The 14209-nt window shown below is 36.4% G+C and carries 13 protein-coding genes and 1 pseudogene; all 14 read left to right on the top strand.

From position 1 onward, the window contains the following. Window positions 1–8 precede the first annotated feature (8 nt). The 14 genes and pseudogenes from blaOXA (at window position 9) to AC0L7T_RS02190 (ending at window position 14119) form a co-directional block, all read left to right on the top strand. Window positions 9–851: a class D beta-lactamase gene (gene blaOXA / locus AC0L7T_RS02255; protein ID WP_473340853.1), complete on the top strand. Its 843-nt coding sequence runs from the start codon at window positions 9–11 to the stop codon at window positions 849–851. Window positions 852–921: 70 nt separating this feature from the next. Continuing rightward, window positions 922–1896 carry a polysaccharide deacetylase family protein gene (locus tag AC0L7T_RS02250; RefSeq protein WP_473340852.1) on the top strand — a complete coding sequence of 325 codons (975 nt, stop codon included), beginning with the start codon at window positions 922–924 and terminating at the stop codon, window positions 1894–1896. 876 nt (window positions 1897–2772) lie between these two features. Beyond that, the gene (locus tag AC0L7T_RS02245) at window positions 2773–3789 is read left to right on the top strand and encodes a hypothetical protein (protein ID WP_473340850.1); all 1017 of its coding nucleotides are present in this window, start codon (window positions 2773–2775) and stop codon (window positions 3787–3789) included. Between the two features lie 189 nt (window positions 3790–3978). Next, window positions 3979–4404: a MarR family winged helix-turn-helix transcriptional regulator gene (locus AC0L7T_RS02240; RefSeq protein ID WP_473340849.1), complete on the top strand. Its 426-nt coding sequence runs from the start codon at window positions 3979–3981 to the stop codon at window positions 4402–4404. A 29-nt stretch (window positions 4405–4433) separates the two neighbouring features. Then, window positions 4434–4697, top strand: coding sequence for a hypothetical protein (locus AC0L7T_RS02235; RefSeq protein WP_473340848.1), 264 nt, complete (start codon window positions 4434–4436; stop codon window positions 4695–4697). Between the two features lie 51 nt (window positions 4698–4748). After that, window positions 4749–5246 (top strand): DOMON domain-containing protein, encoded by a 498-nt coding sequence (locus AC0L7T_RS02230; protein ID WP_473340846.1) that lies wholly within the window; start codon window positions 4749–4751, stop codon window positions 5244–5246. Window positions 5247–5338: 92 nt separating this feature from the next. Then, window positions 5339–5764: a nuclear transport factor 2 family protein gene (locus AC0L7T_RS02225; protein ID WP_473340844.1), complete on the top strand. Its 426-nt coding sequence runs from the start codon at window positions 5339–5341 to the stop codon at window positions 5762–5764. Window positions 5765–6233: 469 nt separating this feature from the next. Further along, window positions 6234–6643, top strand: a pseudogene (locus tag AC0L7T_RS02220) (immunity 70 family protein). Between the two features lie 21 nt (window positions 6644–6664). Further along, entirely contained in the window at window positions 6665–7666 is a 1002-nt protein-coding gene (rhuM, locus tag AC0L7T_RS02215; protein WP_473340843.1) for a RhuM family protein, read from the top strand. 346 nt (window positions 7667–8012) lie between these two features. After that, the gene (locus AC0L7T_RS02210; RefSeq protein ID WP_473340842.1) at window positions 8013–9068 is read left to right on the top strand and encodes a metallophosphoesterase; all 1056 of its coding nucleotides are present in this window, start codon (window positions 8013–8015) and stop codon (window positions 9066–9068) included. Window positions 9069–9596: 528 nt separating this feature from the next. Further along, window positions 9597–10775: a C45 family autoproteolytic acyltransferase/hydolase gene (locus AC0L7T_RS02205; protein ID WP_473340840.1), complete on the top strand. Its 1179-nt coding sequence runs from the start codon at window positions 9597–9599 to the stop codon at window positions 10773–10775. A gap of 84 nt (window positions 10776–10859) precedes the next feature. Continuing rightward, on the top strand, window positions 10860–11297 hold the full coding sequence (locus tag AC0L7T_RS02200; protein ID WP_473340839.1) for a nucleoside deaminase: 438 nt from the start codon (window positions 10860–10862) through the stop codon (window positions 11295–11297). A gap of 78 nt (window positions 11298–11375) precedes the next feature. After that, entirely contained in the window at window positions 11376–12239 is an 864-nt protein-coding gene (locus AC0L7T_RS02195) for a GNAT family N-acetyltransferase (protein ID WP_473340838.1), read from the top strand. Window positions 12240–12733: 494 nt separating this feature from the next. Next, window positions 12734–14119, top strand: coding sequence for a serine hydrolase (locus tag AC0L7T_RS02190; RefSeq protein ID WP_473340837.1), 1386 nt, complete (start codon window positions 12734–12736; stop codon window positions 14117–14119). Window positions 14120–14209: the final 90 nt, after the last annotated feature.

Here is a 14209-nt window from a genome sequence, read left to right as displayed (position 1 = left end):
TCAAGAAGATGAAAACAAGTCATTTGGTACCCCTATTAATGCTCCTATTCTTATCATGCAATGCCAGGAAGGACTTGTCTGAAAAAAAGCAATATGAGGCATTGGAACATGAAATTGTTGTTCCAGGATTTCAAACAATTATTGATTCTGCAAATATCAGAGGTTCAATTTTAATCTACGACCTGAAAGAGGACAAGTACTATTCTAACAACTTTGAATGGGCTACAGAAGGAAAATTACCAGCTTCTACATTTAAAATTCCTAATTCAATTATAGCAATTGAGACGGAAGTAGTTGAAAACGACAGTACTCTTTTCAAGTGGGACGGAGAAAAAAGAATGCTTAAAAACTGGGAACAGGATTTAATATTCAAAGAAGCCTTTCATTTTTCGTGTGTACCTTGCTATCAACAAGTAGCAAGAAATATTGGAATCGAAAGAATGACCAAATACCTAGATAAACTTGAATATGGAAGTATGAAAGTTGATTCAGCCAATATAGATTTATTCTGGCTTGAAGGAAAATCCCGAATTAATCAATTTCAACAAGTAGCCTTTTTAAAGAGATTCTATAATTCTGAATTACCGATTACCCGGCGAACGGAAACGATAATGAAAAGGATGATGGTAATTGAAGAGAATGAAGAATTTAAACTTAGCGGAAAAACAGGTTGGTCAATCAGTGATGGAAATAATAATGGGTGGTTTGTGGGGTACATTGAATCTCAAAATAACACCTATTTTTTCGCTACGAATGTTGAGCCCAAAGAACAATTTGATATGGAAAAGTTTCCTATGATTAGAAAAAAGGTGACTTACAGCGCTTTTGAACAAATGAAAATAAAAAAATAAAGGTATTACTAATGTATGGCATCAAAAATCTCCATTTACTACACGTTAGCCTACATTTTATAATAAACAAATGAACAAAATTCAACCAGTAATCTTCTTGCTATTAACAATCATTTTTGGATGCAAAAATTCAACATCCGACAAACCGAAAAATGCCCTGGAAAAACCAACCAAAATTGTCTCAAAAGGCCCCATGGTAAGTTTTACATTCGACGATGGAAACACTTCCGATGTAGCAGGTTTCGCATTTGAGGAATGGAACAATAGGATATTATCACATCTTGCAGCAGAAAATTTAAAAGCCATTTTTTTTGTTACCGGCAGGAACAAATCTGATGATAAGGGTGAATTTTTACTCAAAAGCTGGAACGATAGCGGACATAAAATCGCAAATCATTCCTTTTCCCATCCCAATTTTAGTCTGGAAAAAAACACCATAAATCTTTTTGAAAATCAGTTAAAAAGAACAGACTCAATTATTTCAAAACTTAGCAACTTTGTAAAGCTTTTTCGCTTTCCTTACTTAAAGGAGGGACAGACACCATCAAAAGTTGACAGTATTCGGAAAATTCTCGCAGACAACAACTACACCAACGGTTATGTAACCATCGATGCGTCCGACTGGTACATCAACCAACGCCTAATAGGAAGAATTAAAGAAGTAAGCCTGGAAAAAACTGAAATCGACCAATTCAAGGCCTTTTATGTTGAACATATAATGGACAGGGCAAATTATTATGAAAAGCTTTCGTACGAGATGAACGGAAGACACATCAACCATACCCTTTTACTTCATCATAATCTAACATCCGCCCTATTTTTAGATGACCTCATTAGGGAGTTCAAAGAAAACGGTTGGCAATTAGTAAATGCTGAAACAGCATATAAGGACAAAATATTTGAAGAGATACCTGATCCTAAATTTGCGGGCGAAGGTTTGATCTATTCCATGGCTAAACAATCTGGAAAATATGGCAATTCATTGAGATATCCAGCCGAAGACAGTCGATATGAAAAGAAGAGAATGAATGAACTCGGTCTATAAACCGAAAAAAAAACCGTTTGCTAAAAACCAGGCATTCTGCCAGCTGGCCCTTCGACAAGCTCAGGGTCCACTACAGGGGGCTAGTTTTTAGGATTGATATGGGGGATGGTTTTCCATTTTTGTTTGCTAAGCGTTGGAGAATAAAAAAATAGGTGGTTATAGGTTGTTCTTTGGCCTAGGATTCCATTTTTTCGCAAATGTTGTTTATTAGGTAAAGGGTTTTGGATGGAATTTTGGCTTTTTTACCAATTGGGCATAACTGCCTCAACAGCTAACTGGCGCTTATTATTTTACTTCCTGATTTTATTAAACAAGTTGGCTGGTGCCTCCCCTTTGGTCTAAACATGTTAGCAGCTTTCCGGTCTTGCAACTACAACATTTTCTTAGCAGGAGAACTTAGCTTTCCCCTACTTCTAATGGTTATCGATCTTCGGAGCCTCTTGAGCTGCAAATCAAAGCCTAATACATTTTCACTGGCATTTTCAATGAAAGATTGCTTATTTTATTAGCTTAATATGTTGAATATTAACAATAAGTCTAATGGAGGAATAAACATCAATAGCTGTTGGCTTCCTGCATTAACAGGATTGGACAACAAGGCATATAATTTATTCTTAGCTTGGTCATCTCTTAAAAATACTTCTGATTTTCAGTTAGTTATAATAATTTTTTGTAACTTAATTATTTAAACACATTGCTCCCTACCTGAAACCGTTGTGTGCAATTCCGAGTCAAAAAATGAAAAGACAAGGCCTAAAAACTCACTCAAAATATATAAGGGGTTTACCTTAATTTATAGCAGGTATTTATAGGCTAAAAATCGATTTGATTAATTTAAAAGTTTAAGTAAACTAATCCATTTTAAAATTCACAATTATGAAAAAGATTTCACCTAATCACGTCCCAGCCAGAGGTTGGAAAGGTGGTTTTATAGAGAAACATCCAGAATTGCAATATAAAAATGGCATTGCTGATTTAAGCACATTAGAATTTAATGACAACCTAGAACGCATCCATTGTATTAAACGTCAACAACGTGTATTATGGCCAGAATTTACATGGTTGACTGTACATAATGAACCTAAATCACGGTGTTTTCAAATGTTTGCACCAGACATATCTAGAGCAGGTTATGGTAATACAGGGCAAAATTGGGCTGTAATCTGTCCACAACAAGGCACATATATAAAAGGTTTTGGAACAATAAATGTTGAAGTCACTGTCGTAAAACAACGTGGTTGGGTCAATGAAACAGATAAAAGCTTGGCTATTGATATGGTGGTTAAGCCAAAAATATGGTTTAGTAAGGATGCTAATCAGTCCTGTTATGGAAAACTATTTTGGGGAGCCTTTGAGTTATTAAATAAACTTCATCATTTACCTATTTGTAAAGATCAAGCCATTAAAGTCCATACACACCGTACTGAAAAGATGGAACATGTAGAAGACCCTGAAGTTATTTTTACAAGAGATAAGTTATATACACCTAAAGCCTTAGACCATTTACCGTCATTCACATTGCATAATAATGAAGCTTGGAATTATGCTAATCTAGAAGTTGGTATTGGCAACATTGCTAAAACAGGAGATACTTTTGTGGACTCGTTCAATCAACTTGTAATGAATCTTTTCAATGTAGGTTCTGGAAACTTATTACAACAAGGAGGTGTACTGGCTTGGAATGTTTGGGTAGATGCCCCAACAAAAGTGAACCAAACCGAATGGAGAAAACATGCTCAATACTGGCGTAGATCAATAGATGTGAATCACTGTAGTCCTGATGGCAATGGTTCCAAGGTTAAGTATGCAGATGGTAAGGTGTTTTCTGTTGCAGAAGAATTAACAACGGAAGCTTTAGACGCTATTTGGAAGTTTATTAAAAAGCATATCTAGAAATAAGACGAGTAATTACTAGTCCTTTGGATAAACAAAGAACAACCTACGGAATTTATTATTTTGAGATCGGTAATTATGATAGATCTTTCCCCCATTTTTCTAAGGCTTAAAAAAAAATAAGTCCAGAAATTTAAAGCAATTAAACTATTATTCTTTATATTGCAATATCAACAATTGATCAATCAAATGAATTTAGAAAACATAGTCCTTTTCCAAATTGACAAAACCAGTAAAATCTCAAAACTATATTCACAAAGAGCGTTTGACAAATTGGGGATGGGTATCACTGTTGAACAATGGATATTACTAAAGATTATTGAAGAAAATGATGGCCTTACACAAAAGGAATTGGCTGATAAATCACTAAGAGACCCTGCTTCTATTACAAGGACTTTAGACTTGTTGACCAATAAAAATTTTGTGGAAAGAAGACCAGTTGAAAATAACAGGAGGCAATATAGTATTTGCCTTAAAAAGGAGGGAAATGCTTTTATAAAGAAATATTTGCCTGTTATCAGTCGCCACCGGTTAAAAAGTATTGAAGGCATTACAGCGACCGAATTAGAAGTGTTGACCCAGCTTTTACTAAAAATTCAAAAGAATATGCGCTAAATTTTTTTACCCTTTTAATTGATATGTCAATGATTGATATCAAAATAAATAGACCAATAATTATGGTGCTGGATACAACCTTAGCTTTATGTGGTATAAATACCTCTTCAATTGAAAGTACTGCCTTATATGCAACTCCTGACTTTGGCCTTTCTCAAGCAGAAATTTTCAATGATGTGATAAATGCCTCGGTTCAAGTCGGGTGGAACAAAGACTATAAACTACCCTCAAGCCCTGATGTTAACCATCAATTGATGCACCTGCCACCATCCTACTTGTTATACCGGCTTTAGCCAGAAAAATATTCTTATCGAAATTGAATTCACCACTAAAATCAAACAAGAATGAAATCACTAATCATATGTATGGCAATATTGGCCTCCACTCAGTTCCATAAAAAGGATACCATGAAAGAGGTTTTTAAGAACAACATGAAAGTACAGTGGAATATTGAAGCCGAATACATTCACTTTGAAATGGAAGCACCCACAGATGGTTGGCTTGCCATAGGGTTCAACGAAACAACATCTTTGGCAGGCACTTACCTGCTCATGGGGCGCATTAGAAATGGAAAAGCTGAAGTTGTGGAACATTATACCGAAAAGCCAGGCCATTATAAACCTATCGCCAACTATGGAATATCCAGCCAAACAATTGCTATCTCAGGGGATGAAAAAGGGAATAGGACCAGATTGCAATTTTCAATACCGATAAAAAAAGCAAGTAAATATCATAGACAACTTGCACCAGGCACCAATTGGACTTTGCTAATGGCTTACAGCTTAGCTGATGATTTTAAGCATCATTCAATTATGCGAACCTCAACAGAAATAACACTTTAAATCATGGATACAAAGACAATCAGGCCACCGTAAAAAAGCAATGCATCATCACAAATTCAGTAATTTTATTTAAAACGCTAAACAAAATTAAGATGAACAAAATAATTCTAATAAGCATTTTTGCTCTTTTTATGACAGCAAGTTGCATGGCACAATCATCTGAGGAGAAAGCGATTGAAGAAACTATATTGGGCTTTTCAAAAGCAGGAGATAAAAATGATGCAGACAAATTAGCGACCTATTTGGACGCTAATTATCGCATCGTAATGAACCGGCTATTTGGTAGCAGCGACGTTTCGGTAATGACCAGGGATATTTATTTGGACAAAATCAGAACCAAAGAGTATGGCGGAGATATTAGAAAGGTCAAAATAGAATCCATTGTACTAAATGGTTCGACTGCAAGTGCCAAAGTATCCTTTGTAGGTTCTAAAATGACATTTGTTTCCATCGTAATTCTAATAAAAGACGGTAATGGCGAATGGAAACTAGTAAGCGAGGTACCAGTAGTGGAGTAGGCAGTCCACAATTGAGTAGGCGCACCCTGAGCTTATTACTCACGGTGCGCCTTACACATTTTTAAGCTGAAATCTTACACCTTACCTTCATTCCGCCTTTTCCCTTACTCCCTGAGAATTTTTTAATGAATGGTCGGGTCTGGCAAACCATCCCTGTAAAAAAACTGGGTGATTTGCTAATACTTCGCGGGCCAGTCTGTCCTGATTTTTATCAGGAATTCCAGATCATAATGCATACCACCAAATACGGTACATGCTTAATCTCCGGGTTTCACCCTTTGGAATTATTTGTTATATTAGATACCAAGTATCCATGGTAAATACAAACCTAGGTTAAGCAAACATGTTGATGAAAAATAAACATTCATGTATTATCTTTCAACCCAAATTCATCTTGGCAATGAGATTTACAGTTCGAAACCCGCACGTTTTTTAGCCAAAACCGGTATAAGCAATTTGAGAAAACTAAATGGAGGTACATTTAAGAACAAGTCATTTTATCTACGAAGTCGGTTCGAGTGACTTTCTCATTTCTTTTTTTGATACAATTGAAATTCGACTAACAAAAGGACTCTTGGGAAAAAAAATCCAGTCGTACTGACAGACTTTTATAATGGAAAGCTTTCATTCGATAAATTAGATAAAGCTGAAAAAGAAATAACTGAAATCCTAAAAAGGCTGAAAAAGTTTAAACCTTCGAAAGTTATTTGGGACAAAAAAGACTTGACAAAACAGCCACCATGGGGTGAAAATATAAGCCAAGAAATAACAAACCTTTCAAATTATTTTGTTACCTCGGATGGACGCGATTTATTTGGAGTTATTTTCAGAGCGATTGAAATGGCAAAAAAAGAAAAAAGCGAACTGATAATTGAATAAAAAACTTCATATTAAAAAGAAATGAAGAAGAATAGCCAAATTGAAATCTACCAAAGTTCCGATGGGCAAACAAAGGTTCAAGTTACTTTTGATAATGACACAGTTTGGCTGAATCAAGAGCAACTTGGTAAGTTATTTGATCGGGACAGAACAGTTGTTGGCCGCCATATAAAAAACATCTTCAAGGAAGGAGAATTAAATAAAAATAAGGTATGTGCAGATTATGCACACACCACACAACATGGTGCTATTGAAGGAAAAGTTCAGACCAAAACAACCAAATACTATAATCTTGATGTGATAATATCAGTCGGATACAGAGTCAAGTCAATTAGAGGAACACAATTTCGTCAGTGGGCAAGCAATCGACTAAAAGACTATTTGATTCAAGGATATTCAATTAATGAAAAGCGACTAGAGCAAAAGAATCAAGAGATCAAAGTATTGAAATCTGGGTTACAAATACTTGGAAGAGCTATAGAAGAAACAGCACAAGAAGAGGGACTTGGCTGGCTAACCAAATTTACAAAAGGACTTACACTTTTGGATGACTATGACCATGAGAGACTCGACACCAAAGGACTTTCTCTAGCAACCCCCAAATTTCCGACAAGAGAAGAGTATCAATCTTTGATAAATCAAATGAAATTAGAATTCGAATCTGATGTATTCGGACTTGAAAAGGACAAAAGCTTCGAAAGTGCAATAGCTCAGATATCGAAAGGATTTGGAGAGCAAGATTTTTACCCAAGTATAGAAGAAAAAGCTGCAACACTATTATATCTGATAATTAAGAATCATGCATTTACTGATGGAAACAAGAGAATAGCGGCAGCTTGCTTTCTTTTATTCCTTGAAAGCAACAATGCCCTTTCAAAGAATGATGGAAACATGATAATTAGTAATGAGGCATTAGCAAGTATAACACTCTTTGCTGCCGTGAGTAAACCTGACGAAATGGAAACTGTTAAAAACCTCATAGTGAGCATACTGAATAGAAATAAAAGTATCCAAGTCGAGTAGGTAAAGGGGAATCTTACCCCTATACCGCTCCTCCAGTCGGTAGAAATTTACGATTGCTAACGCATTTTATACTTCACTTATTGTGCAATAGGTACTACCCAATAGACCAGGTCCATTTGTCGTCCTATACCGAATGATCGGACAGGTGAGGGAATGACTTTGTGATTTTTTTATGCCATTTTCAGCTTTGACATCCCCCTTTAAAGCCCGTGTATTAGTTCAAAACCGACCTGATCCGGCAATGGCGCCGTCATGGGAAATTGACCTCAAAGAATTTAACAAAAAAACCGAACGTATTCGGTATAATTATTTCAAATTTGTTGGCAAAGAATTAATCATGCTACTTATGAAGTATACTAATTTGGCTAGAGGAATGCGCTTGCTTTTGTCACTAGGGTTCATCGCTATTTTTGGTTTAATTAATGGTTGTGCTTCCCTAAGCAAAAGTGCCACTAGCCAACCATTTACGATTGTAGTTCTACCTGACACCCAAGGCTATGCGGACACCAGGCATAAGGAGACGCAGAAGCACTGGCCGGGTATAGGTGATCAGCGTACCAGTTTCTTTACGCAGACGGAGTGGATCAAAAAGAACCGGAAAAAGCTGAATATTGCCTTGGTGGCTCATGTCGGCGACATCACGCAGACAGGACACGATGAAGAATGGAAGATAGCAGATACCGCATTCAAGACCCTTGACAACACCGTACCCTATATATTATCTCCAGGAAATCATGATATGGGATACTCAGCAAAAGACCATAAAACAAGTCATTCCCGGGAAAGCCTTCTCAGCAGCTACTTCAAACCTTCACGTTTCACCAAGAACTCTTTGTACAAACCGCTTTTTGGCAGTAATAAAAAGCTGCATTTTAAAGAAGATGGGAAAACTGAAAACTACTACCTCTTTCTAAAAGAAGGAGAGATGAAGTTTCTTGTACTCAGTCTGGAATTTAAACCCCGAGACGAAACCCTTGCATGGGCGAATAATGTCGTTGCACAGCACCCTGAATACAGAACCATCATCGTCACACACAGTTATCTAACCAGAAAAAAGGGTGAACGAACAAGTGCTGACAACTATTTGGTAAAAGGCAACTCAGGGGAAGAGATGTGGGAGAAATTTGTCAGCCAACACAAGAACATCTTTATGGTTCTTTCCGGACATGCCATGGAGAATTTACTCAGTAGCAAAGGCAAGCTTGGTAATACTGTGCATCAGGTTCAGGCAGATTATTGGTATTGGGACGAGCCTGAGATCAAGGCAGGAAGTGGCTTCTTACGCATCATGTCTTTCTACCCTGAGAAAAACAGCATTGAAGTTCAGACCTATTCGCCTGTATCGGATAAATTCCTGACACGTCCTACAAGCAATTTCTCTTTGGATTACCCCATGCAGTAAAAGGGTAAGTAGGATCTCGACAATAGGTATCAACCTAAGTAAAATACCTCAGCAGTAGGCACAATGCCTTCCCTATGGACAATTGTAATGGACAGGTAAACCGTTTGGAGAATCTAAGGATTAATATAATAGCTAGCCATAATACCTGGCATTCAGGCAATCGTTAGGGGCTTTTCTGAATCTAATGCCCCTTCGACAGGCTCAGGATCCAAATAATAATACCGTAGCTGAAGTTTACTAAAGGACACCGTTCCCAGATTAAGCTAACAAGCACTTATTTTAATCCTAAACCTCTATTTAAATCAAAAAACCATAGCAGCAAGGTCCTATTTTGGCCATTCCCAATAAAAATGTAGTCTATCCCTTAGATTCTTTGTCTGAAATCCTTAATTTGATAAAGAAAAACGAACCGTAGGAACCTGATACATAGTGTATATATTCGCAAGTCCTCTGGTAAAATAGGAATTTTTATAGATTTTAGTAGCAATAGAGTGACAAAATTCCCTGATAAGGGTAGAAATTCTAAATATGAAAAAATACACTTTTCTATTTGTTCTTTTACTAAGTGTTAGCTATTCGGCATCATCACAAATAAAGGAAATAAAAATACCTACTGTCGAGTTCAGACAAGGGATATACTATTTAGAATTGGATGGTAATACTGCATACGAAAGAGGCTTTCAACATGGAAGAGCTCTTGCGTTTGTTATCAAAAGATCTTTGAAGAATTTCGAAAACTGGATAGAGGAAAATACAACTGTAAAAGTTCCTAAAGAAGCCATTTCTGATTTTGCGACTGGTAAGGGATATATTCAATCGGTCAAAGACCAATTACCTGAATTGTTCAATGAATTTCAAGGAATTGTTGATGGCGCTCAAGTTGATTTTGATAAACTTTTTTCTTATCAAAGTTTTGATGAGTTTTATTCTTATTTAGAAGCTGGTAATCATTTTAAGTCAAATGAAGGACATTGCACAACAATAGGTGTTTTTGGTAGAGAAAACCAAGCAAATTTCCTTACACATAATAATGACCTTCCTGCTTATCATGAAGGTGCAGTAACTGTCTTAAAAATTAAGTATCCAAATTCAGATTTAATTATACTCCAACAAACTTTTGCGGGTCAGATTGGTCAAAATGGCGTTAACAGTTATGGTGTTGCGGTAGGAATAAATACAATAATAGATTTGCCTGTATCTAATAAAGGAATTCCTGTTTCATTTAATGTACGAAAAATACTGGAGTCAAAGAACATTACTGAATCTCTTGAATATCTCAAAAAGGTAGATTTTGGAACCTCAATGAATTACTTAATTACCGATAGAGAAACTGCCATTGCAGTAGAAACTTGGGAAGACAATATTGAAGTTATTGAAAATAAGAAACAGCAATATATAGCGCATACTAATCATACACTTCAAGAAAATGCTCCTGTTATTTACGAGATCGATGAAGACCTAAACGATAGTAGCTTTGGCCATACACATGAAAGGTTAAAGCTAGCCAATCAAATTTTAGGCGACAGTGCTAATAATATAGCTTTTGAAGGATTGAGAGAATTAAAATCAACTCGACCTATTCTTAACAGTAGTACCATCATGGGTACCATTATAAGTATTCCGAAAACGGGATTTCCTGTTTTATGGACTACTCCAGGTTCCCCCAATTTGTTTGGCCATGTGAAGTTTACATTTGATGAAAAATAAAGCTACTAACAATTTATATGAAATCGGACTTCCCATTCGGTCGGTACGCTTCATAAACGAGCCAATAACCATAATTAGAAAACAATGAATGAATTTCTTTTAGAGGCAATTAAAGAAGCTAAAACGGGTCTGGCCGAAGGAGGCATACCTATTGGGTCTGTCCTTGTTCATGACGGGAAAATTATAGGTCGCGGACATAATCGTCGAGTACAAAATAGCAGTGTAATCCTTCATGGAGAAATGGATGCGCTTGAGAATGCTGGGAGGCAATCTGCCAGTGTTTATAGCGAATGTGTTATATATACAACCTTGTCTCCTTGTTCCATGTGTTCTGGTACTATTTTGCTCTATGGAATCCCTAAAGTTGTTATTGGCGAGAATGAGACGTTTTTAGGAGAGGAAAAATTGTTAAAAGAAAGAGGTGTTGAGGTTGTTGTCATCAATGATCCTACCTGTAAAGAAATGATGAGATCCTTTATTGAAGCCAATGAGGATTTATGGAATGAAGACATAGGCGTTTGATAAATTGTTACTGAGTTAATACAAACAATAGAATGAATTCTATATGAATAGGGTATTGGGTAAAATAAAAAATTGCTTGTGGTAAATATAGATCAATTACAATTTCAGAAATTAGATTTTGAAGGCTTAAAAACTTTATTGAAATGGGCTGAAGAAGAGGGATGGAATCCTGGTCCAAATGATGCTGATGCGTATTGGGCAACAGATCCAGAAGGCTTTTATGGGTATTTTTACAATGGTGATCTGATTGCTGGCGGATCGATTGTCTCATACAATATGGAATTCGGGTTTATGGGCTTTTTTATTGTTAAGCCACCGTATAGATCCTTTGGGATTGGGAGGAAACTATGGTATCAAAGACGAGATGCATTGTTGTCAAGATTAAATAAGGGCGCATCAATAGGAATGGATGGCGTTTTGGCTTTGCAACCATTCTATCAAAAAGGCGGCTTTAAAATTGCCTTTAGAGATATTCGCTATGAAAAGGAAGGAATGGCATTCAAGATTGATAAAAATATTTCCCAAATAGTCGAGGAGGATATATCCTCCATTTTAGCCTATGATAAACAATGTTTTGGATTTTCACGTCCACAGTTTATTATTCCCTGGTTAAATCTACCAGACAATAAGACATTTAAGTATGTTGAGGATGGTCAAATTAAGGGATTTTCCATTCTAAGGAAAGCGAATACAGGATATAAAATCTGCCCCTTATTTGCAGATTCTGAACTCATTGCTGAAGCGCTATATAAGGCTTGTTTAAATTCAGTGATTGGTGCGCCCCTGTATATTGATATTCCTACCATAAATCAAGGGGCATTAAATCTTATTAAAGCACATGATGCAAAGTATATATTTGAGTGCGCAAGAATGTATTACGGCAAATCTCCAAATATGAGGATTGACAAGGTTTATGGGTTAACTACATTTGAATTGGGATAAGCTTTCTAATGGATTGGTTTTAGGTAGTAATTGAAAAAATAAATCGACAAAATACGCTAGGCAATAACCAAGCAATGGGACCGCTGGAACCCTTCGGCAGGCTCAGGGTACAGCTCGATTAATCACTCAAGGAGTCCTGGGAATTAGACCTTTTTTTTGTAGTTCTTATCCTTTAGGTAAAGGGTTTTTGAGCGAAATTCGGTTTGCTTTTATTATTTATACATACCTGATCCCTCAAGCTCACTGTCGCATTTTTTTTAGTCCCAATATTCTTTATAAATCTTACAGGAATAGCAGCAAAGTCCTATTATGCCCTTTCCTTTAAAAAAGGTGACCGCTTTACTGGATTTCTTGTCTGAAACCCTTAATTTGAAAAAGAAAAAAAGCCATAGTAGCCTGGTAAACAGTATATATACCAGGCTACTCTGCTAAAACATGAGTATTTAAAGATATTAGGATTCTATAAGGATCATGAAATTTTAAATAAACGATATATGAAAAACCATATAATTTCATTGCTATTTCTTCTTGTAGCATTTGTCAGCTGCCAATCCGCAAAAAGTTCAAAAAACCAGAATGAATCAGGCTCAGGTTTACCTACTGAATTGGTAGAGACTATTGAAAAACGTATTGCTGAAGGTGTAACTCCCAGTATTGCTTTATCTATAATTGATTCATCAGGGATTCATTACTATAATTTTGGCAACACTGCCAAAAACGGTAAAGAAATAGACGAGAATACTATCTATGAAATAGGATCAATCTCAAAAGCTTTTACCGGAATAATGCTGGCCAATCAAGTTTTAGATGGTAATCTGAAACTTGAAAATAAAATAAATGACTTTCTTCCTGATAGTATAAACGTTCCAGTAGTAGGTGATACCGAAATTACTTTCGGAAATCTTACGGATCATACTTCCGGTCTTCCACGAATGCCCGATAACTTTGCCCCTGCAAATCCGAACAACCCTTATGCTGACTATACAGTAGAACAAATGTATGCGTTCATCTCTAATTATCAACCTGTTCGAGCGGTAGGTGCTGAATATGAATATTCCAATCTTGCGCAAGGACTATTAGGTCATCTCCTTGCTCTGAATAGGAATACTACTTATGAAGAATTAATGATTCAGACCATTGCAGATCCCTTGGAAATGAATAACACAAGAATTGAACTTTCTAAGGAAATGAAAGAAAACCTGGCTTTAGGCCATAGTGATGGTAAGGTCGTTGAGAATTGGGACATTCCAACACTTGCAGGCGCTGGAGCCATCAGAAGTTCTACTTCTGATATGTCCAAGTTTATTTCCGCCAATCTAGGTTATATAAACAGGCCAGTATTAGAAGCGATGAAGTTATCTCACCAGGTCAGACATAATAAAGCTGGTGAAATGTCAGTGGCAATGGCATGGCATATCAAAAATGGAGAGGATGGGGATGTAATCTGGCACAATGGAGGAACAGGTGGATACAGGTCTTTTGTCGGATTTGTAAAGGAGACTGGAAAAGGGGTGGTAGTTCTTTCAAATTCCTCAACAAGTGTAGATGATATTGGTTTTTATTTACTTGATCCTGGCGCAAAATTAGCGAGCATAAAATTTAAAAGTGACGCTGTTGAAGTACCAGAGTCTACCCTTGAACAATATATTGGTGTATACGAGTTGCAACCCGAATTCAAAATTACCATTACAAAAGAAGGGACACAGTTATTTGGACAGGCTACAGGGCAAGGAAAATTCGAGATGTATCCAGAAAATGACACCCGCTTTTTTATTACAGTGGTAAAAGCTGAAATTACTTTTCAACTTAAAGAAGGAAATGTCGAGAGCTTAACCCTTCATCAAGGTGGACAAAAGACAATAGGAAAGAAAATTGAATAGTAAACGGATCCTACCAATATAAATATAAAACAGGCAAATTAGAGGTAAATTCGAAGGTTCTATTTTCTTTCAAAATCATCCGGCATGTTA

It is taken from the genome of Cyclobacterium sp. 10D3-21, assembly GCF_055809755.1.
The sequence above is the reverse complement of the archived record's forward strand: the minus strand, read 5'-3'. Positions and strand labels throughout refer to the sequence as shown.

What these genes read in the sequence shown, in the direction of transcription:
- blaOXA (WP_473340853.1), top strand. Translation starts at nt 9, where the DNA reads ATGAAAACAAGTCATTTGGTACCCCTATTAATGCTCCTATTCTTATCA.
- AC0L7T_RS02250 (WP_473340852.1), top strand. Translation starts at nt 922, where the DNA reads ATGAACAAAATTCAACCAGTAATCTTCTTGCTATTAACAATCATTTTT.
- AC0L7T_RS02245 (WP_473340850.1), top strand. Translation starts at nt 2,773, where the DNA reads ATGAAAAAGATTTCACCTAATCACGTCCCAGCCAGAGGTTGGAAAGGT.
- AC0L7T_RS02240 (WP_473340849.1), top strand. Translation starts at nt 3,979, where the DNA reads ATGAATTTAGAAAACATAGTCCTTTTCCAAATTGACAAAACCAGTAAA.
- AC0L7T_RS02235 (WP_473340848.1), top strand. Translation starts at nt 4,434, where the DNA reads ATGATTGATATCAAAATAAATAGACCAATAATTATGGTGCTGGATACA.
- AC0L7T_RS02230 (WP_473340846.1), top strand. Translation starts at nt 4,749, where the DNA reads ATGAAATCACTAATCATATGTATGGCAATATTGGCCTCCACTCAGTTC.
- AC0L7T_RS02225 (WP_473340844.1), top strand. Translation starts at nt 5,339, where the DNA reads ATGAACAAAATAATTCTAATAAGCATTTTTGCTCTTTTTATGACAGCA.
- rhuM (WP_473340843.1), top strand. Translation starts at nt 6,665, where the DNA reads ATGAAGAAGAATAGCCAAATTGAAATCTACCAAAGTTCCGATGGGCAA.
- AC0L7T_RS02210 (WP_473340842.1), top strand. Translation starts at nt 8,013, where the DNA reads ATGAAGTATACTAATTTGGCTAGAGGAATGCGCTTGCTTTTGTCACTA.
- AC0L7T_RS02205 (WP_473340840.1), top strand. Translation starts at nt 9,597, where the DNA reads ATGAAAAAATACACTTTTCTATTTGTTCTTTTACTAAGTGTTAGCTAT.
- AC0L7T_RS02200 (WP_473340839.1), top strand. Translation starts at nt 10,860, where the DNA reads ATGAATGAATTTCTTTTAGAGGCAATTAAAGAAGCTAAAACGGGTCTG.
- AC0L7T_RS02190 (WP_473340837.1), top strand. Translation starts at nt 12,734, where the DNA reads ATGAAAAACCATATAATTTCATTGCTATTTCTTCTTGTAGCATTTGTC.